The 19,367-nt window shown below is 62.8% G+C and carries 16 protein-coding genes; 8 read left to right on the top strand and 8 right to left on the bottom strand.

The annotated features are described in order from the left end of the window. Positions 1–81 precede the first annotated feature (81 nt). Complete coding sequence (locus AD662_RS22720) at positions 82–990, bottom strand: LysR substrate-binding domain-containing protein (RefSeq protein WP_053189781.1); 909 nt, start codon at positions 988–990, stop codon at positions 82–84. A gap of 160 nt (positions 991–1,150) precedes the next feature. Here AD662_RS22720 and AD662_RS22715 point away from each other — a divergent pair, with 160 nt between their 5' ends. The 6 genes from AD662_RS22715 to AD662_RS22690 all read left to right on the top strand — a co-directional run bounded on the left by AD662_RS22715 (position 1,151) and on the right by AD662_RS22690 (position 8,737). Continuing rightward, a complete protein-coding gene (locus AD662_RS22715) occupies positions 1,151–2,788 on the top strand; it encodes a 5-guanidino-2-oxopentanoate decarboxylase (protein WP_053189780.1) in 1,638 nt (545 codons plus the stop codon). Beyond that, positions 2,785–4,233 (top strand): aldehyde dehydrogenase family protein, encoded by a 1,449-nt coding sequence (locus AD662_RS22710; RefSeq protein ID WP_053181374.1) that lies wholly within the window; start codon positions 2,785–2,787, stop codon positions 4,231–4,233. Before AD662_RS22715 ends, AD662_RS22710 begins: the two co-directional genes overlap by 4 nt. Before the next feature lie 216 nt (positions 4,234–4,449). Beyond that, positions 4,450–5,553 carry an ABC transporter substrate-binding protein gene (locus AD662_RS22705; protein ID WP_018605602.1) on the top strand — a complete coding sequence of 368 codons (1,104 nt, stop codon included), beginning with the start codon at positions 4,450–4,452 and terminating at the stop codon, positions 5,551–5,553. Positions 5,554–5,912: 359 nt separating this feature from the next. Continuing rightward, positions 5,913–6,821: an ABC transporter permease gene (locus AD662_RS22700; RefSeq protein WP_003205151.1), complete on the top strand. Its 909-nt coding sequence runs from the start codon at positions 5,913–5,915 to the stop codon at positions 6,819–6,821. Beyond that, entirely contained in the window at positions 6,818–7,666 is an 849-nt protein-coding gene (locus AD662_RS22695) for an ABC transporter permease (protein WP_018605605.1), read from the top strand. The genes AD662_RS22700 and AD662_RS22695 overlap by 4 nt, the downstream gene beginning before the upstream one ends. Before the next feature lie 15 nt (positions 7,667–7,681). Beyond that, positions 7,682–8,737: an ABC transporter ATP-binding protein gene (locus tag AD662_RS22690; RefSeq protein WP_018605606.1), complete on the top strand. Its 1,056-nt coding sequence runs from the start codon at positions 7,682–7,684 to the stop codon at positions 8,735–8,737. A gap of 162 nt (positions 8,738–8,899) precedes the next feature. Here the strand turns inward: AD662_RS22690 and AD662_RS22685 are convergent, their stop codons facing one another. Further along, a complete protein-coding gene (locus tag AD662_RS22685) occupies positions 8,900–9,829 on the bottom strand; it encodes an AraC family transcriptional regulator (protein ID WP_018605609.1) in 930 nt (309 codons plus the stop codon). A gap of 328 nt (positions 9,830–10,157) precedes the next feature. Between AD662_RS22685 and AD662_RS22680 the strand changes: the two genes are divergently transcribed. Both AD662_RS22680 and AD662_RS22675 read left to right on the top strand, forming a co-directional pair. Continuing rightward, positions 10,158–10,511, top strand: a complete 354-nt coding sequence (locus tag AD662_RS22680) for a putative quinol monooxygenase (protein WP_024617533.1) — start codon at positions 10,158–10,160, stop codon at positions 10,509–10,511. A gap of 43 nt (positions 10,512–10,554) precedes the next feature. Further along, positions 10,555–10,800, top strand: coding sequence for a hypothetical protein (locus tag AD662_RS22675; protein ID WP_024617534.1), 246 nt, complete (start codon positions 10,555–10,557; stop codon positions 10,798–10,800). Between the two features lie 129 nt (positions 10,801–10,929). Here AD662_RS22675 and AD662_RS22670 read toward each other — a convergent pair whose 3' ends face one another. From AD662_RS22670 to AD662_RS22645, 6 genes are all read right to left on the bottom strand, one after another. Next, complete coding sequence (locus AD662_RS22670; RefSeq protein ID WP_018605614.1) at positions 10,930–11,550, bottom strand: flavin reductase family protein; 621 nt, start codon at positions 11,548–11,550, stop codon at positions 10,930–10,932. A 278-nt stretch (positions 11,551–11,828) separates the two neighbouring features. Further along, positions 11,829–12,161 carry a hypothetical protein gene (locus AD662_RS22665; protein WP_053189779.1) on the bottom strand — a complete coding sequence of 111 codons (333 nt, stop codon included), beginning with the start codon at positions 12,159–12,161 and terminating at the stop codon, positions 11,829–11,831. A 301-nt stretch (positions 12,162–12,462) separates the two neighbouring features. Further along, positions 12,463–13,782, bottom strand: a complete 1,320-nt coding sequence (locus tag AD662_RS22660) for an MFS transporter (RefSeq protein WP_053189778.1) — start codon at positions 13,780–13,782, stop codon at positions 12,463–12,465. Positions 13,783–14,087: 305 nt separating this feature from the next. Then, entirely contained in the window at positions 14,088–15,413 is a 1,326-nt protein-coding gene (locus AD662_RS22655; RefSeq protein WP_018605620.1) for a sigma-54-dependent transcriptional regulator, read from the bottom strand. Further along, positions 15,406–17,172 carry a sensor histidine kinase gene (locus AD662_RS22650; protein ID WP_033062592.1) on the bottom strand — a complete coding sequence of 589 codons (1,767 nt, stop codon included), beginning with the start codon at positions 17,170–17,172 and terminating at the stop codon, positions 15,406–15,408. Before AD662_RS22650 ends, AD662_RS22655 begins: the two co-directional genes overlap by 8 nt. A gap of 447 nt (positions 17,173–17,619) precedes the next feature. Continuing rightward, positions 17,620–19,143, bottom strand: a complete 1,524-nt coding sequence (locus AD662_RS22645) for a fumarate hydratase (RefSeq protein ID WP_053189777.1) — start codon at positions 19,141–19,143, stop codon at positions 17,620–17,622. Positions 19,144–19,367 lie beyond the last annotated feature (224 nt).

Here is a 19,367-nt window from a genome sequence, read left to right as displayed (position 1 = left end):
GGCTTTTGTGGCGAGGGGATTTGTGGGAGCAAAGCTTGCTCGCGAAACAGCCACCTCGATCTCTGAGAGACCGCGTCGCCTTCATCGCGGGCAAGCCTTGCTCCCACAGGACCGCGCCCGTGCCTGCTCCACCAACCACCCCATCAATTCCTGCAACGGCCCTGACACCTGGGGTTTGTGCGGGTGCACTAGGTGATAACCCAGCCCGGTCTTGACCTTCAGCTCGAATGGCATCACCAGCCGGCCGGCGCTCAAGTCGTCGCCGATCAGCGACCAGTCGCCAATCGCCACGCCCGTGCCTTGGGAAGCCATGGACATCGCCAGGTCCAGGGTTTCGAAATGCTGGCCTTTGCTGACATTGCTCAAGTGCACATCGGCTGCCTTCAGCCAGGTGTTCCAGTCGCGCTCGTCAAGGGCCGGGTGCAACAGCAGGTGGTGTTGCAGGTCGGCGGGTTCACGCAGTGGCACGGGACCTTCCAGGACCGGGCGGGAGCAGACGGGCGTCAGTTGTTCATCGAACAGAGGCAGGCACGCCAGCGAGGCGTCGGGTGGTGGGCCATAGACCACCGCGGCGTCGAAGGCTTCGCGCTGGAAATCCACGCCGTGCCGGACCGTGGTGGTCAACTCCACCGGCACGTCCGGTCGCTCCTTCTGCCACTGCAACAGGCGCGGCAGCAGCCAGCGCATCACACAGGTCGGGGCCTTGAGTTGCAGGGTCTGGCGTTTTTCGCCGACCTGCTCGACCGCGTCCCCGATCAGCCTGAACACCTGCTGCACCCGGGGTAGCCACGCCTGGCCTTCGGCAGTCAGGCTCAGGCCGCGTGCCTGGCGCTGGAACAGCGCATAACCCAGATGATCTTCCAGCCCGGCGATCTGCCGGCTCACCGCGCCCTGGGTGATGTGCAGTTGTTCGGCGGCCCGGGTGAAGTTGCAGCATTGGGCCGTGATCAGAAACGTGTGCAGCGCCGGCAGCGGAGGAAGTCGTTTCATTTCGGATCCAAGCCATGACGTGAGGACATGGCGAGTATGACTTTTTATCCATTGTTGCCGCTATGGTCGGACCGTTCCAATAACGCCATTCCCAAGACAAAAAAGGGTCCCGCCGCAGGCTGTGCGAGGCCCTTTACACGACAAGAAAAAGGCAATGGCAATGGCGACGTGCGGCGAAGTATTGGTCAAGTTACTCCAAGCGTATGGCGTGGAGCAGGTGTTCGGCATTCCTGGCGTGCACACCGTCGAGTTGTACCGCGGGCTGGCCCGTTCCAGCATCCGCCATGTGACCCCGCGTCATGAACAAGGCGCAGGTTTCATGGCCGACGGTTATGCCCGGGTCAGCGGCAAACCCGGCGTGTGTTTCATCATCACCGGCCCCGGCATGACCAACATCACCACCGCCATGGGCCAGGCCTACGCCGATTCGATCCCGATGCTGGTGATCTCCAGCGTGCAGTCGCGCAGCCAGTTGGGTGGCGGACGCGGCAAGCTGCATGAACTGCCGAACCAGAGCGCGCTGGTGGGCGGGGTGGCGGCGTTTTCCCACACGCTGATGTCCGCCGCTGAATTGCCCGGCGTGCTGGCCCGGGCGTTTGCCGTGTTCCAGGCCGGGCGCCCGCGGCCGGTGCACATTGAAATTCCGCTGGATGTGCTGGTCGAAGACGCCGATGCCTTGCTCGCCAGCGTGCCGGTGAACATCAACCGCGCCGGTGCCGCGCCGGGTGCGGTCAAACAAATGGCCGGCTTGCTGGCGACGGCTCGGCGGCCTTTGATCCTGGCCGGTGGCGGGGCCATCGACGCAGCGGTTGAATTGACCGAACTGGCCGAACGTCTCGGCGCGCCCGTGGCGTTGACCATCAATGCCAAAGGCCTGTTGCCGTCCCAGCATCCGTTGCTGATCGGCTCCACCCAGAGCCTGGTCGCCACCCGCGCCTTGGTGGCCGAGGCGGATGTGGTGCTGGCCATCGGCACCGAACTGGCCGAGACCGATTACGACATTACTTTCGCTGGCGGCTTCGAGATTCCTGGCACGTTGTTGCGCATCGACATCGACCCGGACCAGACCGTGCGCAACTACCCGCCGCACCTGGCGCTGGTGGCCGACGCCCGTGTCGCCGCCCAGGCCGTGCTCGACGCCTTGAGCCAGCACCCCTTGGCCGAGCGCCGTGACGATTGGGGCACGACGCGTGCCGCCCGGTTGCGCGCGGATCTTCAAGGCAGTTGGGATGCCGCGACCCGCGCCCAGACTCTGTTTCTCGACACCGTCTTGCAAGCGCTGCCAGAGGCGGTGTTCGTTGGCGATTCCACCCAACCGGTGTACACCGGCAACCTGACCTTCAACCTGGAGCAACCGCGCCGCTGGTTCAATTCATCCACCGGCTACGGCACCCTCGGCTACGCCCTGCCGGCGGCCATCGGTGCCTGGCTCGGCGGCAAGGACCAGGGCCATGGTCGCCCGGCGGTGGTGTGTTTGATTGGCGACGGCGGGTTGCAGTTCACCCTGCCGGAACTGGCCAGCGCCGTGGAAGCGCGCACGCCGGTGATCGTGCTGCTGTGGAATAACCAGGGCTACGAAGAGATCAAGAAATACATGGTCAACCGCGCCATCGAACCGGTGGGCGTGGACATCTACACCCCGGATTTCATCGGCGTTGCCAAGGCCTTGGGCTGCGCTGCCGAAGCCATCGACGGCGTCGCGCAACTGCACGATGCGTTGCTCGCCGCTTGCGACCGGCAGGGGCCGACGCTGATCGAAATCGACCAGGCAACCTGGATGGCGCAGGTGTCGAAATGAATTTCCCTACGACGCAAGACGGGCTGTACATCAATGGTGAGTGGTTGGCCGGTGACCAACCGCTGCGGGTGATCAACCCGGCGACCGAAGCGCTGTTGACCACCGTTTATGGCGGCGATGAACGCGCCGTCGATCAGGCGTTGAACGCCGCGACCCAGGCTTTCACGCACTGGTCGAGCACCAGCGGCGCCGAGCGTGGCGCGATCCTGCGCCGGATTGCCACCGGGGTGCAGGCCGGCCGCGAGCGGTTGATGCAATTGCAATCGAGCAACAACGGCAAACCGTTGTTCGAAGCGACCATCGATGTCGACGATGTGGTCGCCACCTTCGAGTATTACGCCGAGTTGGCCGAAGGCCTGGACGCCCGGCAAGACAGTCCGTTGGCATTGCCCAGCGCTGATTTCAGCGCACGCCTGCGCCGCGAACCCTGCGGCGTGGTCGGCCTGATCGTGCCGTGGAATTTCCCGATGGTCACCACGGCCTGGAAACTCGCCCCGGCATTGGCTGCCGGCTGCTGCGTGGTGCTCAAACCCTCGGAGGTCACGCCGTTGCCGGAGCTGGAACTGGCCTCGATCATCGCCGGATGCGGTTTGCCCCACGGGGTGTTCAACCTGGTCTGCGGCACGGGCCTGGCCGTTGGGGCGCCATTGGCGGCGGACCCGCGCGTGGCAAAGATTTCTTTCACCGGCAGCAATGCGGTGGGCGTGCAAGTGATGCAGCGGGCGGCGGAAACGGTGAAGGGCGTGAGCCTGGAACTGGGCGGCAAATCGTCTTTGCTGGTGCTGGCCGATGCCGACCTGGACCTGGCAGTGGAGCTGGCCTGTGGCGGCGGTTTCTTCAATGCCGGGCAGATGTGTTCGGCCACCAGTCGTGTGCTGGTCGCCGATGAACTGGCCGATGAGTTCCTGCAACGGCTCAAGACTCGCGCCGAGGCGATCCGCGTGGCCGACCCGTTTGACCCGGATGTGGAGATGGGCGCGCTGGTCAACCAGGCGCAATACCAGCGGGTACTGGGGCACATCGACCAAGGCTTGAGCGCCGGAGCGACGCTGGTGTGCGGTGGGCAGCGGCCCGCGCATCTGCCGCGCGGCTTTTTTTTACAGCCGACAATCTTCACCGACGTGCCCCTGGACAGTGCGTTGTGGTGCGAAGAGATCTTCGGGCCGGTGCTGTGCGTACGCCGTTTCAGCTCCCGGGCGCAGGCGATCGCCTTGGCTAACGACAGTCGTTTCGGCCTGGTGGCCAGCGTGGTCAGCCGTGATACGACGGCTGCCGAAGAGGTGGCCAACACTTTGCAGGCAGGGCTGGTGTGGATCAACGCGCCTCAGGTGATTTTTCCCCAGGCGGCGTGGGGAGGTTACAAGCAGAGCAGTCTGGGTCGCGAATTGGGGCCTTGGGGACTGGCCGCGTTTCAGGAAATCAAGCATGTGATCCGGGCGGTCTGACGGCACGTTATCAGGTCACGCATGCCTCGAAAAAAGGCATGCGCCAGGAACATGGCTCCAATGAGTTTTTTTCGATAGTCAGGGATTTTGCACAACCTCAGGATGGCCGCAGGCGGCGGTCAAGCCCTTGTGGTACGGGGCTTTGCTCGACGTCGAACGGTGCGGGCGCAACGGTTTTTACCCACCTCATACTTAAAAGAATAAAGGGAGTCCTACATGGGCGAGCATGATCTGAACAGACGTCAATTCATCAAGACTGCAAGTGTGGTTTCGGTAGCGGCGGCCGCCATGAGTGTGCCCTTCATCAGCGCCCGGGCCAGCGATACGCGGTTCGTTGGCAAGACCCTGCGCCTGCTCACCTGGTCCGATGACACCGGGCTGGCGGCGTTGCGCAACATCGCGGCCACCTTCGAGGCCAAGACCGGGGCCAAGGTCATTGCCGACCGCACCGGCAGTACCTCGGAGATGGTGGCCAAGCTCAAGGCCGGTGGTGACCGGCCGCAGTACGACATCATCACCCTGGCCGGCGTCGGCGCCGAGGGCCTGGCCGCCGCCGGGCTGTTGGAAAAACCCGACCTCAACCGCATTCCCAACCTGGCCGACGTGCCGGCGCAATACCGCACCGGCGCCGGCGGCCATGGCATCGGTTACCTGCTGTGGTGCAACAGCCTGGTCTACAGCACCCGGACCTTGAATCAGGCGCCGGACAGTTACGCCGCGCTGTGGGATGCGGAGCTGGCGCCGAACATCTTCCTGCCGCCGCCGAACTGGACCGAGGCCATGGACCTGATCATCATCGCCGCCAAGCTGGCCGGTGGTGATGAACACAACATCGAGCCCGGCTTCAAGAAACTCGCCGAGCTCAAGGACCGGGTGATAACCCTGGGGGAGAACCCGAACCAGATCGCCGAGTTGTTTCGCACCGGCTCCCTGGACATGGGCGGCTTGTACGCACCGGCGTTTTTCCCCAAGCAGATCCGCGACCCGGCCTACAGCCTGGGGGCGACGTTCGGCATGAAGGAAGGTTTCTACACCGACCTGATGCTCTCGGTCATGCCGAAAAACCGCCCGGGCGACACCGACCTGGCCTACGCCTTCATCGACCACTCTCTTGACCCGCTGGTGCAGGGCAAGATGGCCGAAGACATCTTCAACGGCCCGGTCAACGCCAAGGCCATCATCTCCAGCGAGGCGCGCAAGAGCCCCTACATCCTCACCCCGGAGCAAATCGCCGACAAAGCGATCATGCACGACAACGCCTTCCTGGCGACGGTGCATGACCAATGGATTCGCCGGTACACGGAAATCTTCTCTTCCTGAAACAACTGCTGGACACCGCCCGCCCGGCATAAGGAATTGAGGGGTACGCGGCCTCTGTGACCACCCGAGACCCAGTGTGGGAGCGAGCTTGCTCGCGATAGCGGTGGTTCAGTTGCTGGAGATGCTGACTGTGCCGCCGCCTTCGCGAGCAGGCTCGCTCCCACAGGGGAATTGGGGTGTGCATGGGTCTTTCGGCCCACCCGAGACCCAGTGTGGGAGCGAGCTTGCTCGCGATAGCGGTGGTTCAGTTGATGGAGATGTTGGCTGTGCCGTCTTCGCGAGCAGGCTCGCTCCCACAGGGAATTGGGTTGTTTTGAGATTGTGTTTGTTCTGTCGTTTTCCACTGACGAGATCTTGCCATGGAACACCTACCGTTAACCCATCACCAGAGTGTCGCGCCTATGCGTCCACCCCGGGAGATTTCCCCTACCCGCCGAGCCTGGCTGTTCCTGTCGCCATCGATGTTGTTTCTCGGTGTGCTGATCGCTGCCAGCCTGTTGGTGCTGCGCATGAGCGTCGGCACCAAGGGTGCGGAGTGGAGTGGGTTCAGCCTCGCCAGCTACGGGCAGTTGCTGGAGCCTTATTACCTCAAGTCCCTGCTGCTGACCTTGCGCCTTGCATTGATCAGCGCGGTGATCGCCGTGCTGCTGGCGATCCCCGTGGCCTACACCATGTCGCGCCTGGCCTCGCCGTTGTTGCGGCGGGTGTTCCTGGCCGCGGTGCTGTTGCCGCTGTTGGTCAACTTGTTGCTGCAAAGCTATGGCTGGCTGGTGATCCTCGGCCCTGCCGGCATGCTCAATCAGGCACTCATGGGCCTGGGTCTGATCAAGCGGCCGATCATGCTGCTGTACAACCAGAATGGTGTGTTGATGGGCCTGGTCCAGACGGCCTTCCCGCTGGCCGTGCTGCCTATCGCCAGCGCCATGCGTGGCGTGGCTCGCAGTTATGAAGAGGCCGCCGCCACCCTCGGCGCCAGCCGCTTCCAGGTGTTTCGCCAAGTGGTGCTGCCCATGAGCCTGCCGGGCATTATCACTGGCGCGACGCTGGTGTTTGCCTACAACGCCAGCAGCTTTGTCGTGCCGCTGCTGTTGGGCGGTCGGCGGGTGCCGATGCTGGCGGTGATGGTCCACGACCAGATTGCCCCGTTGATGAACTGGCCCGCCGCGTCCGCCGCCGGGGTGGTGCTGATTGTCACCACGCTGATGATCATGACCCTGTCCGAATATTTCACTGGCCGTCGTCGGCGGATGCTGGAGGCTTCTCAATGAGTGCGTTGAGCAAAAAACGCCAGGCGCTGTTGCCCGGTGAAACCGGACGCACAGTGGGGCTGCTGTCGGGCTTCATCCTGTTGCTGGCGGTGCTGCCGATCCTGACCATGATCGTCATGTCCTTCAGCGGCGCGGCGAATCTGGACTTTCCGCCGAGCAGTTACAGCCTGCAATGGTATCGGGCGGCCTGGCACACCTTCGTATCGCCGGATGCCAGCGACGTGCTGAGCCTGGGCCAGGCCATGGGCACCAGTTTGTGGGTGGCGTGCCTGACGATGATATTCGCCACGCTGATCGCGGTGCCGGCGGCCTACGCGCTGACCCGTTGCGAGTTCCGTGGCAAGGCCGTCGCGTTGCAACTGATGTCGCTGCCGCTGGTGTTTCCCATGGTGGTGTTGGGGTTGGCGCTGCTGCTGGTGTTCGACAGCCTGCCGTTCCAGATAACCACCTCGCGGCTGGTCATTGCCCACGTGATCCTCGCCTTGCCGTTCGTGGTGAAGAACTGCACCGCCGCCATGCTCGGCATCGGCAGCGAAGTCGAAGAAGCCGCGCGAATGCTTGGGGCGACACCACGGCGGGCCATCGTCGATGTGGTCGTGCCGTTGATGAAGTCGGGGATCCTTGCCGGGATGCTGCTGGCGTTCATTGTCTCGTTCAACGAATTCACCGTGACCTATTTCCTCTACACCATCGATGTCATGACCGTGCCGATCTGGATGTACAGCCGCACCGTGTCGTCGCTGGACCCCACTGTTTTTTCGTTTGCCGTGCTCATCGTGCTGATCGACTTCGTGCTGATCTGGGCGTTGGAGAAACTGGTGGGCGAGGGCGGCGTTTCCTTTTGATTTCGAGGTGAAGACATGACTGGACTGATATTGGAAAACGTCGAGAAACATTACGGCTCGGCCTGCGCGGTCACGGACGTGAACCTGCATTTGCCCGAGGGCAAACTGGTGTGTTTTCTCGGGCCTTCGGGCTGTGGCAAGACCACCTTGCTGCGCATGATCGCCGGCCTGGAAAGCCTCAGCGGCGGCGAAATCCGCCTGGATGGCCAAGACATCGGCCACACCCCGGCGCACCTGCGCAACTTCGGCATGGTGTTTCAATCACTGGCCTTGTTTCCCCACATGACCGTCGGCGAGAACATTGCCTATCCGCTGAAATTGCGGGGCGTGGGCAAGGCCGAGCAACAGGCGCGGGTGGTGGAGTTGCTGGAACTGATCCAGCTCCAGGCGATGATCGACCGGCCCGTGGCGAAACTGTCCGGCGGCCAGCGCCAGCGTGTGGCGATTGCCCGGGCCATTGCCGCCCGGCCGAAGATCCTCTTGCTGGACGAACCGCTGTCGGCCCTGGACGCCAAGTTGCGCGAGTCGATGCAAGTGGAAATCCGCCAACTGCAACAGCGGTTGAACATCACCACCATTTTGGTGACCCATGATCAGCGCGAAGCCATGACCATGGCCGACATCGTCGTGGTGCTGGGGGAACATCGGGTGCAACAGGTCGGTACGCCGATCGAGATCTACCGGCACCCAGCCAATGAATTCGTCGCCGACTTCATCGGCTCAGGCAACATTTTTCCGGCAACCACCCTGGGCAACGGACGGGTCGGGCTGCCGGGCGGGGACACGCTGGACGTGCCGGCCAGCCATAGCGTCATCGCTGGCGAGAAGATCAAGTTGCTGGTGCGCCCCGAAGACCTGCAACTGTCCTCGCCCCAGGCCACGGCGGGTAACCGGTTGCAGGGTAAGGTGACGTTCGTGCGCGACATCGGCGCGACCGTCGAGACCACGGTGGAATGTTCTGGGATCTCGTTCACGGCGCTGAGCACGCCTTGCCAGGGCATGGACCTGGGGATTGGGCATACGGTGTCGGTGACCATACCGGCGCAGGCGTGTCGGTTGCTCGGTGCCTGAGTTCATCATCTTGAGAGATAAGTTGTCTTGACTGGCGCTTTCGCGAGCAAGCCCGCTCCCACAGGGGATCTTCAGTGAACACAGATTCTTTGTTCACAACCGATCAAATGTGGGAGCGGGCTTGCTCGCGAAGAGGCCGGAAAAAGCTACACACACTTCAGGTCAAACGGTCATCCGCAACCGCGCCAGATCCCGCAACGGCGGTGCGCCGAACAACCGGCTGTACTCGCGGCTGAACTGCGAAGGGCTTTCATAACCCACCCGATACCCCGCCGCCGAGGCTTCCAGCCCTTCGGCGAGCATCAGCCGGCGGGCTTCCTGCAAGCGCAGTTGCTTCTGGTATTGCAGCGGGCTCATGGCGGTCATGGCCTTGAAGCGGTGATGCAGGGTCGAGACGCTGAGGTTCACTTCCCGGGCCAGGTCATCGATGCGCAGCGGCTGTTCGAAATGGCCGTTGAGCCATTTGATCGCCTGGCTGATGCGATGGCTCTGGCTGTTGGCGATGGCGATTTCGTACAGCCGATAGCCCTGGGGACTGCGCAACAGGCGATAGAGGATTTCCCGGCGCACCAGCGGGGCGAGCATGGCGATGTCTTTCGGCGTATCGAGCAGTCGCGCCAGGCGCAGTACGGCGTCGAGCATCGGCGTGTCCAGGCGTTCGACGTACAGCCCGCGCCCGGCGGGGCGGGTCGGCACGCCCAAGGGGCCGGCATCGGCGATCAACGCGGTGATTTCCGCCGGGTCGATGTCCAGGCGCAGTGCCAGGATCGGCTGCTCGGGCGAAACGTCGGCAATGCAACCACTCAACGGCATCGACACCGAGACCACCAGGTAATGGAGCGGGTCATAGTTGAAGAACTCATCCGCCAGGCGCACCTGTTTGCTGCCCTGGGCCATGATGCACAGCGCCGGTTGCGCCAACACCGGGGCGAACTTATGCGGCTGGCTGTGCCGTGACAGGTTCAGTGAGCCGATAGCCGTGGCGTAGCTGCCGTCTTCGCTGGTGTTGCGGTCGATGATCGACGCCAGTTCGGCGCGCTGTTGTTCCAGGTACGTGTCCAGCGGGACGTGGGCGTGGTCGAGTGGCGACATGCCGGGATCCTCAGGCGATAGGGAGCGATGAACAAAAGCTTATGTTTGTGCAAGGCGCAGCGGTAGCAACATCCTGTTGAAAGCTTGCCTGATCCTGCACGGCGCAAGGGGCCATGACGCTGCAATGCTGTGGAAACTTGCTTGAAACCTTTTGTTTCAACTTCCTCGGTTCCAGCCCTGTTCGTGTCGAATTTTGTGACGTCGATGCGCAGGATTGTGCAATGGGTCGGCAGGATCCGACTAACGAAGCTGGCGTCGTGGCGCTTAACCTTTGATCCTGTCGCAGCCTGTCCCCGGCTGCACAACGGATTACCTGGGAGGGTTGAACATGACTACACAGATCCCCGTCAGCCACATGGCTTTCGTCCGGGCCCGTGCCGGTTGCTCCAGGCAACTGGGGGCGCGCCTGAGTACGCTGATCGCGCCCTCGCGCCTGGCTCCCGGTTGCTTGCACTTTGCCTTGCAGCAATCGCAATGCGACGCTGATTTGTGGCTGGTGTCCGGGCTGTGGGTCAATCAGCCGTCGATGGACGCCTACTTCAATTCACCGGCCATGGCGATTTTCGCCGAGCTGGTGCAGGACCTGGTGGTGAGCAGCCTGGATTTCCACACCTTCCGGGAAGTCTCCGCCGCCCAGGCGACCGAAGGGTGTCGGGCGCAGGTACACAAACGGGTTGGTTGAAGGTTTAATGAGCGTCATTTTCCACCGCCAGGATGCACAACACATGGCACGTAAAGCCTTTGAAACCTTTGAAGCTGTTTCTGCAGTCGTTCCCAAGGAAGGCGGCGGCTACCATGCCGCCATTGCCACCAAGGCCATCGGCGGCTCAGGTGCGCCGCGCTTCAACAAGATCCTTGAAGAGCAGACCTTCGAGACCGCCGTCAAAGCCGATGAAGCGGCAGCCCTGCAGCTGACCCACCTCAAGGGTGTCGACGACGAGGGCGGGTTGGTCTGGAACCCACGGGATTAATACTGTGGGAGCAAGGCTTGCCCGCGATGCAGGCAACGCGGTCTGTCTTGGGAACCGTGGTGTCTGCATCGCGGGCAAGCCTTGCTCCCACAGATAAGTGCTTTGCCACAAGGTGCAGTGTGCAACCTTCTATCGAGGGCGATGCATCTTGAACAACGCCTCAGGCCCCAACTGGAAATAATCCGCCGGCCCGCCACCGCGCAAGATCGGCTCGGCGGCGGCAGTGTCGTATACCCCATCCTTCAACAGCCACTGGGCGATATGCACGGCGACCACTTCGCCGAGGATCAGCCAGCTCGGCACCAGTCCTTTGTCCGCCCGTTGCAATTGAATGATCTGCGTGACCTTGCATTCGAAGGACACCGGGCTTTCGGCGACGCGCGGCACCTGGATCACCCGTGACGGGGCGGTCGTCAAACCCGCCAGTTCGAACTCATTGACCTCTGGCGCGACCATCGCGCAGCTCTGGTTCATCTGCTCGGCCAGCGGGCGGGTGGCCAGGTTCCAGGCGAATTCGCCGGTCTGTTCGATGTTGTTCAGGCTGTCTTTGCGCCCGACGCTGGAGAACCCAATGATCGGCGGAATGTAGTTGAACGCATTGAAGAAACTGTAGGGCGCCAGGTTCAGGCGGCCTTCGGCATCCTGGGACGAAATCCAGCCGATGGGGCGCGGGCCAACAATGGCGTTGAACGGGTCATGGGGCAGGCCGTGGCCGTTGGCGGGTTCGTAGAAATGGATGTCATCGGGCATGGCTGAAGAAGGTCCTGCAGTGGAGTTTCGAGGGATTTTGAGATAGTGCAGGGCCTCACTGTTTTTGTCAGCACCTTGGGGCCCTGTGGGAGCGGGCTTGCTCGCGAATGCGGTGGTACAGATACATAGATGTCGACTGACACACTGTCTTCGCGAGCAAGCCCGCTCCCACAATCTGATGAGTGGCGACAACAGAACCAGCGGCGGTCTTCCTTTTTCCATGTTCCATAAATAACTAAGCCCGGCCGAAGCCGGGCTGTAAGGGTGTCGTTATCGGATTAGCTGATGGCAGCAGTGTTAGTGCGATCGAAACCATCTTCAGCAACGGTAGCGCCGCCAGTGCGGTCGAAACCATCTTCAGCAACGGTAGCGCCGCCAGTGCGATCGAAGCCATCTTCAGCGACGGTGGCGCCGTTAGTGCGGTCGAAGCCATCTTCAGCGACGGTGGCGCCGTTAGTGCGGTCGAAGCCATCAGCCGCAACAGTGGCAGCGCTAGTACGGTCATAACCGTCGGCGGCGATGGCCGAGCTGGTGCGGTCGAAACCGTCGGCAGCGAAGGTGTTGGCGGCCAGTACGGACAGGGTCAGGGCGATGATCAGTTTGGTTTTCATGGTCGTGCTCCAGAATGTTTGGCGTTAGGCGCCTTGGGTGTGGAGTTCATATTACGCTCGTTAATTTGATTAAAAAGCGCAAATAAATGCTTAAACGTATCGATTAAATCGATTTGTTGTCGGTTGCCACAGAACGGTCAATGAGGCCCATTACCGGCGTATCGAATGGCGTTCTGTTGAGCGTGAGGATGGAAGACGGGCATTAACCAGAGATTAATGTCGGATAAATCTTTAGACCGGGAGCGAAAAAAAGGGGCGAACCTGTTCAGGTGCGCCCCTTTCTGTTTGTCCGACGTGGCTGTCAGTCGGTAACGATCCGCGAGTGTTTGCGGGTGTCTTTCATGGTGATGTACACCAGCAGCGACACGGCGATGCACGCCGTTACGTACCAGTAGTAGCCAGTTTCCATGCCGATGCTCTTGAACCACAGGGCGATGTATTCAGCGGTGCCGCCGAAGATCGACACAGTCAGTGCGTAGGGCAGGCCGACGCCCAGGGCGCGGATTTCGGTGGGGAACAGCTCGGCTTTCACCACGGCGTTGATCGAGGTGTAGCCGCTGACGATGATCAGCGCGGCCATGATCAGGAAGAACGCGCCCCACCAGGTCTGGATGGTGTGCAGGGTGGTGAGGATCGGCACGGTGAACAGGGTGCCGAGGATGCCGAAGGCAATCAGGATCGGCCGGCGGCCAATCTTGTCCGACAGCCCGCCGATCAGCGGTTGCAGGCACATGAACAGGAACAGCGTGGCGGCGGAAATAGTGGTGGAGTCGGAGATGCTCATGCCGACCGTGTTCACCAGGTATTTCTGCATGTAGGTGGTGTAGGTGTAGAAGGCCAGGGTGCCGCCCATGGTCAGGCCGACCACAGTCATCAGCTCTTTTGGATGGCGCATCAAGGTGCGCATCGCGCTTTCCTTGGCTTTTTCCTTCTTGGTGAACGACTCGGTTTCTTCCATGCCGCGTCGCAGGTACAGCGCCACCACCGCACACAGCGCGCCGATGGCGAACGGGATGCGCCAGCCCCAGGCATACAGTTGTTCGGTGGTGAGGGTCTGTTGCAGCACGATCAACACGCCCAGGGCGATGAGCTGGCCGGAGATCAGGGTCACGTACTGGAAGCTGGAGAAGAAGCCGCGACGTTCCTTGGTCGCCATCTCGCTCAGGTAGGTCGCCGAGGTGCCGTACTCGCCACCCACCGACAGGCCTTGGAGCAGGCGGGCAAACACCAGCAGGATCGGTGCGCCGACGCCGATGGTTTCGTAGCTCGGGCTCAAGGCGATGATCAGCGAGCCGAAGCACATCAGGTACACCGAGGCCATCAACGCACGTTTGCGACCGGCACGGTCGGCGTACAGGCCCATCAACCACCCGCCGATCGGGCGCATCAGGAAGCCTACGGCGAAGATCGCGGCGGTGTTGAGCAATTGGGCGGTGGTGTCGCCCTTGGGGAAGAAGGCTTTGGCGAAGTACAACGAGAACGCGGCGTAGACGTACCAGTCATACCACTCGACCATGTTGCCGACCGAGCCGCTGAAGATCGACTTGATGCGGCTGGCGGTGGTTCTTTCACGGGCGGGCACGGCAGCCGACCCAAGGGGCAGGGCGTTGGAGTTGTCCATTGAAGGATCCTTCGTTTAATTGTTTTTGTGGAGCGCGTGTGGACGCAGCCTGACAGGGCTATAGCAGGAGCTGTGCCAGGTGGCAGAAGGCTGGTTTAGAGGGGTTTGTGGTGTTGCGTGAGCGGAACTCCGCTCATTGTGGCTGGGGGTGTGGGCGGGAATCCGCTTATGCAAGAGGATCGTTCCCACGCTCTGCGTGGGAATGCAGCCTGGGACGCTCCGCGTCCCTAGAAGCCGAACGCGGAGCGTCCGTAGCGGCGTTCCCACGCAGAGCGTGGGAACGATCGGCCGCAAAATTCGCGGCCCTACAAAAACATCTCCCGACTCAACCCATGCCGCTGCATCTTTTCATTGAAGGTGCGGCGCGGCAGTTGCAGTTCTTCGAGCACGGCTTTCACATCACCTTTGTGCCGAGTCAGGGCGGCGCGCAGGCATTGGGCTTCGAAGGCTTCCTGCTGGGCCGCGAGGGACTGGCCCGGCTCCGTCTCCAGGGCGGGCAGTTGGTCGAGCCCCAACACCTGGCGTTCGGCGACATTGGCCAGTTCCCGCACGTTGCCCGGCCAGTCGTGGCTGAGCAGGTGGCTCAACTGCGGGCCGCTCAGGGGCGCGGCGGAGCGGCCCAAGCGTTCGGCCGCACTGTGGGTGAAGTGTTCGAACAGCAAGGGAATGTCCTCGCGCCGTTCTCGCAGCGGCGGCAGGCGCAGCTCGGCGATGTTCAGGCGATAGGCCAGGTCTTCACGGAAACGCCCGGCCCGGGCTTCGTCCAACAGGTCGGGCTTGGTGGCGGCGATGATGCGCAGGTCCACCTGGATGCTCTGGTTGGAGCCCAGGCGTTCGAGCTTCTGTTCCTGCAACACCCGCAACAACTTGACCTGCTGGGCCAGGGGCATGCTCTCGATTTCGTCGAGAAACAGCGTGCCGCCGTCGGCGTATTCGAGCTTGCCGATGCGCTTGCCCTGGGCGCCGGTGAAGGCGCCGCTTTCATGGCCGAACAGCTCCGCCTCGAACAGCGCTTCGGGAATGGCTGCGCAGTTCAGCGCGACGAAGGGTTTGCTCGCCCTCGGGCCGAAGTCGTGCAGGCAACGGGCGACCAGTTCCTTGCCGCTGCCGGTTTCGCCGCGGATCAACACGTTGACTGGCAGTGCGGCGAGGTCCAGCACTTGGCGCCGCAGGTTTTGCAACGCACGGGAAACCCCCAGCAGCGTCCCATCGAGACGGGTCCGGGCGTCGGCCTGTTCATGCAGGCGACGGTTTTCCAGGACCAGGGTGCGCTTGTCCAGGGCCCGGCGCAGGCTGCCGAGCAGGGCTTCGGGGCTGAAGGGTTTTTCCAGGAAGTCGTAGGCACCGTCGCGCATGGCTTCCACGGCCATCGGCACGTCGCCGTGGCCGGTCAACAGAATCACCGGCAGGTCGGGATCGCGGCGGCGCACTTCGGCCAACAACTCCAGGCCGCTGAGGCCGGGCATGCGCACATCGCTGAGGATTACCCCGGGGAAATGCTCCGGCAACCGGGCCAGGCATTCATCGGCGCGGCTGAACAGCTGCACCTGGAACCCCGACAGGCTCAACCACTGCTCGACGGCACTGCGAATGCTGCCTTCGTCATCCACAACCATGACTGAATCAAGCATGCAGTTGCGGCTCCTGATCAATGGGCAAGGTCACGCAGAATACCGCGCCGTGCTCATGGTTGTCCGCCGTCAGCCGTCCACCGGATTCATGGATGATTGCAAACGAAACCGCCAGCCCCAGGCCCAGGCCGTCGCCCACCGCCTTGGTGGTGAAAAACGGATCGAACACCTGGGCCAGGTGTTCCTCGGCGATACCGGTGCCGCTGTCACTGACGGTCAGGCGCCACAATTGCTCATCGGCTTCCAGGCGCACTTCCAGGCGCTTGAGGGGTTGGTCGGCCATGGCGTCGAGGGCGTTGCGCAGCAGGTTGATCAACACCTGTTCGAGGCGGATCGCATCGCCGCGCACCCAGGCCGGTCGAGTCACGTGCAGCACGGTGCTGATCTGTTCGTCGCGCAGGCGTGTGTCCAGCAATTGCAGCGCCTGGTCGACCACCGCCGCCAGGTCGAGGCGTTCGCGCAGGCCGCTGGGGCTTTTGCGGGCAAAGGTCTTCAGGTGGCCGGTGAGGGCGGCCATGCGCGTCAGCATGTCGTCCACCGGCTTGAGGGCCTTGTAGGCGTCATCGACCCGCCCGTGATCGAGCAGCAAGCGCAGGGTCGCCAATTGCATGCGCTGGGCGGTCAAGGGCTGGTTGATTTCATGGGCCAGTGCCGCCGACATCTGCCCCAGTGCTGCCAGCTTGGCCGATTGCACCAGGCCGTCCTGGGCCGTGCGCAGATCCCGGGTACGTTCTTCGACCAACCGTTCAAGCTCTTCGCGGCTGCGCTGGCGCAATTTTGCCAGGCGCCAGCGCTGGTTGAGAAACAGCAGCAGGAACACCAGCGCCAGCCACGACCCGGCAGCCGCGAGCCCGGCATTACGTCGGTCTTCGAAGGCAATCTGCGGACGGCGCAGCAAGTGCAGCGTCCAGCCTTCGGCGGTCAGCGGCAAGGATTTCCACAGGTAGTCCGCCGAGCCATCGGGGGTCTCGACCCGGGCCAGATGGCTATTGTCGTCGAAGCGTCGCAGCGCTTCATAGGCCAGCGGTTGCAACGGTTGTTTGTCGTACTGACGGGTGGCCTTGAGCTCGGCGCGGTCGCTGTCGCTCAGCGGCTGCAAGTGGCGATAACGCCAGCCCGGGCGGTTGGCGATGAAGATGATGCCCCGGGCGTCGCTGACCAACAGCGTGTCGCTGCCCTGGCGCCATTCGCGCTCAAGCTCCGGAAATTCCAGCTTGACCACCATCGCGCCGAGGAACTCGCCGTTGTCGCCCGTCACGGCGCTGGAGAGAAAGTACCCCGGGATGCCGCTGGTCACGCCCACCGCATAAAAACGCCCGGTGCCCTGGGTGCGGGTCTGGAGGAAATACGGACGAAAGCCATAGTTGTGCCCGACATAGCTGCTGGGCAGGCGCCAGTTGCTGGCCGCGACGGCCAGGCCGGTGTGGTCGAGCAATTCCAGGGTGGATGACTGGGCGGCGCCGTTGATCTGTTCCAGCTTGCGGTTCAACGCGTCCTGCTGCGCCGCGCTGACCGGCCCCTTGAGGGCCGAGCGCAACTCCGGGTCCAGCGCCAGCACGACGGGCAGGGCGCGGTAGCGTTCGATCAGGGTGTGCAGCGAAGTGGCGTACAGCGCCAACTGCTGGTTGGCACGACCGGCGTCTTCCTCCAGGGCCGCACGTTCGGCATGGCGCACGGCGAGGGTGGCGGCAACGGCCGCGCCGATGAGGATCAGCAAGGTGTACAACGACAGACGCAAGGTACGGGGAGTCGGCAGCATGCTGGCGTAAACCAGTGGAAAGTCGGGCGGGCACGATAGCATGGCGGTTGCGTCAAGCGATCATGTACTTCGAGCCTGCCGCAGATCCTGTGGGAGCGGGCTTGCTCGCGAAGAAGCCGGCACATTCAACATTGATGTCGGCTGGCCCACCGCTTTCGCGAGCAAGCCCGCTCCCACAGGGAATTGGCGGTGGGTCAGTTACTTGAATGCTGGATATAAACCATCGTGGCGAGGGAGCTTGCTCCCGCTCGGCTGCGCAGCAGTCGTAAAACCAGTCGGCCGATTTTTCCTGGAGTACTGGGTTGACTGGTTTGGGGCTGCTACGCAGCCCAGCGGGAGCAAGCTCCCTCGCCACAGGGTTGTGTAGGTATGGCTTTGGTGCCTGCATAAAAAAAGGCCGGTGGGCTTGTCGCCCCACCGGCCTTTTTCACCGCGCCAAAATGCCTGTTACTGCACTTCGACCGCCAGGCTGTCACTGATCTTCTTCTGCCAGATGGCAGGACCGGTGATGTGTACCGACTCGCCTTTGCTATCGACCGCAACGGTCACCGGCATGTCCTTGACCTCGAACTCGTAGATCGCTTCCATCCCCAGTTCGGCGAACGCCAGGACCTTGGATTTCTTGATCGCCTGGGCCACCAGGTAAGCGGCGCCGCCGACGGCCATCAGGTAGACAGCCTTGTTGTCCTTGATCGCTTCGATGGCGGTCGGGCCGCGCTCGGATTTGCCGATCATGCCCAACAGGCCGGTCTGCTCGAGGATCTGACGGGTGAACTTGTCCATCCGCGTGGCGGTGGTCGGGCCGGCTGGGCCGACGACTTCTTCGCCTACCGGGTCGACCGGGCCGACGTAGTAGATGAAGCGGCCCTTGAGGTCCACCGGCAAGGTTTCACCCTTGTTCAGCATCTCGACCATGCGCTTGTGCGCGGCATCGCGGCCGGTGAGCATCTTGCCGTTGAGCAGCACGGTTTCGCCCGGTTTCCAGCTCTGCACGTCTTCCGGGGTCAGGGTGTCGAGGTTGACGCGACGGGCCGACGGGCCGGCTTCCCAGACGATTTCCGGGTAGGCGTCCAACGGTGGCGCTTCCAGCGACGCCGGGCCGCTGCCGTCGAGCACGAAGTGGGCGTGACGGGTGGCGGCGCAGTTGGGGATCATGCACACCGGCAGGGAGGCGGCGTGGGTCGGGTAGTCCATGATCTTCACGTCGAGCACGGTGGTCAGGCCACCCAGGCCCTGGGCGCCGATGCCCAGTTGGTTGACCTTCTCGAACAGCTCCAGGCGCATCTCTTCGATACGGTTCTGCGGGCCGCGAGCCTTGAGCTCGTGGATGTCGATGGATTCCATCAACACTTCCTTGGCCATGACCGCGGCTTTCTCGGCGGTGCCGCCGATGCCGATGCCGAGCATGCCCGGTGGGCACCAGCCGGCGCCCATGGTCGGAACGGTTTTCAGCACCCAGTCAACGATGGAGTCGGACGGGTTGAGCATCGCCATCTTCGACTTGTTCTCGGAGCCGCCGCCCTTGGCCGCCACGTCCACTTCCACGGTGTTGCCCGGGACGATGGAGTAGTGGATGACCGCCGGGGTGTTGTCCTTGGTGTTTTTGCGTGCGCCTGCCGGGTCGGCGAGGATGGAGGCACGCAGGACGTTTTCCGGCAGGTTGTAGGCGCGACGTACGCCCTCGTTGATCATGTCGTCCAGGCTCATGGTCGCGCCATCCCAACGCACGTCCATGCCCACGCGCACGAACACGGTCACGATGCCGGTGTCCTGGCAGATCGGCCGATGGCCGGTGGCGCACATGCGCGAGTTGATCAGGATCTGCGCCATGGAGTCACGGGCTGCCGGCGATTCTTCGCGCAGATAGGCCTCGTGCATCGCCTGGATGAAATCCACGGGGTGGTAGTAGGAAATGAACTGCAAAGCGTCGGCAACGCTCTGTATCAGGTCATCTTGCTTGATCACGGTCATGAGTCGCGCTCCTCTCTAAAGACGGGAACATTCAATAAGGTGCCGGCCGCTTGGGTGCATCGGTCGACGGACGGCACCTCTATAAGGCACGCCGGGCATGCTGGCGCGACGCTAAAAAGGCGCGGCAGTATATCGCAGGCCGGCCCCCTGTGGGAGCGAGCTGTGAGAGCAAGGCTGTGGGAGCAAAGCTTCTGTGGGGGCAAGGCTTCTGTGGGAGCAAGGCT

Origin of the sequence: Pseudomonas kilonensis, assembly GCF_001269885.1 — a bacterium.
GTDB classification, from domain to species: Bacteria; Pseudomonadota; Gammaproteobacteria; order Pseudomonadales; family Pseudomonadaceae; genus Aquipseudomonas; species Aquipseudomonas kilonensis.
This window is presented reverse-complemented; position numbering and strand designations above follow the sequence as displayed.

What these genes read in the sequence shown, in the direction of transcription:
- AD662_RS22655 (WP_018605620.1), bottom strand. Translation starts at nt 15,413, where the DNA reads ATGCTTGATTCAGTCATGGTTGTGGATGACGAAGGCAGCATTCGCAGT.
- AD662_RS22670 (WP_018605614.1), bottom strand. Translation starts at nt 11,550, where the DNA reads ATGCCCGATGACATCCATTTCTACGAACCCGCCAACGGCCACGGCCTG.
- AD662_RS22715 (WP_053189780.1), top strand. Translation starts at nt 1,151, where the DNA reads ATGGCGACGTGCGGCGAAGTATTGGTCAAGTTACTCCAAGCGTATGGC.
- AD662_RS22705 (WP_018605602.1), top strand. Translation starts at nt 4,450, where the DNA reads ATGGGCGAGCATGATCTGAACAGACGTCAATTCATCAAGACTGCAAGT.
- AD662_RS22650 (WP_033062592.1), bottom strand. Translation starts at nt 17,172, where the DNA reads ATGCTGCCGACTCCCCGTACCTTGCGTCTGTCGTTGTACACCTTGCTG.
- AD662_RS22665 (WP_053189779.1), bottom strand. Translation starts at nt 12,161, where the DNA reads ATGAAAACCAAACTGATCATCGCCCTGACCCTGTCCGTACTGGCCGCC.
- AD662_RS22700 (WP_003205151.1), top strand. Translation starts at nt 5,913, where the DNA reads ATGGAACACCTACCGTTAACCCATCACCAGAGTGTCGCGCCTATGCGT.
- AD662_RS22680 (WP_024617533.1), top strand. Translation starts at nt 10,158, where the DNA reads ATGACTACACAGATCCCCGTCAGCCACATGGCTTTCGTCCGGGCCCGT.
- AD662_RS22695 (WP_018605605.1), top strand. Translation starts at nt 6,818, where the DNA reads ATGAGTGCGTTGAGCAAAAAACGCCAGGCGCTGTTGCCCGGTGAAACC.
- AD662_RS22710 (WP_053181374.1), top strand. Translation starts at nt 2,785, where the DNA reads ATGAATTTCCCTACGACGCAAGACGGGCTGTACATCAATGGTGAGTGG.
- AD662_RS22645 (WP_053189777.1), bottom strand. Translation starts at nt 19,143, where the DNA reads ATGACCGTGATCAAGCAAGATGACCTGATACAGAGCGTTGCCGACGCT.
- AD662_RS22720 (WP_053189781.1), bottom strand. Translation starts at nt 990, where the DNA reads ATGAAACGACTTCCTCCGCTGCCGGCGCTGCACACGTTTCTGATCACG.
- AD662_RS22690 (WP_018605606.1), top strand. Translation starts at nt 7,682, where the DNA reads ATGACTGGACTGATATTGGAAAACGTCGAGAAACATTACGGCTCGGCC.
- AD662_RS22685 (WP_018605609.1), bottom strand. Translation starts at nt 9,829, where the DNA reads ATGTCGCCACTCGACCACGCCCACGTCCCGCTGGACACGTACCTGGAA.
- AD662_RS22660 (WP_053189778.1), bottom strand. Translation starts at nt 13,782, where the DNA reads ATGGACAACTCCAACGCCCTGCCCCTTGGGTCGGCTGCCGTGCCCGCC.
- AD662_RS22675 (WP_024617534.1), top strand. Translation starts at nt 10,555, where the DNA reads ATGGCACGTAAAGCCTTTGAAACCTTTGAAGCTGTTTCTGCAGTCGTT.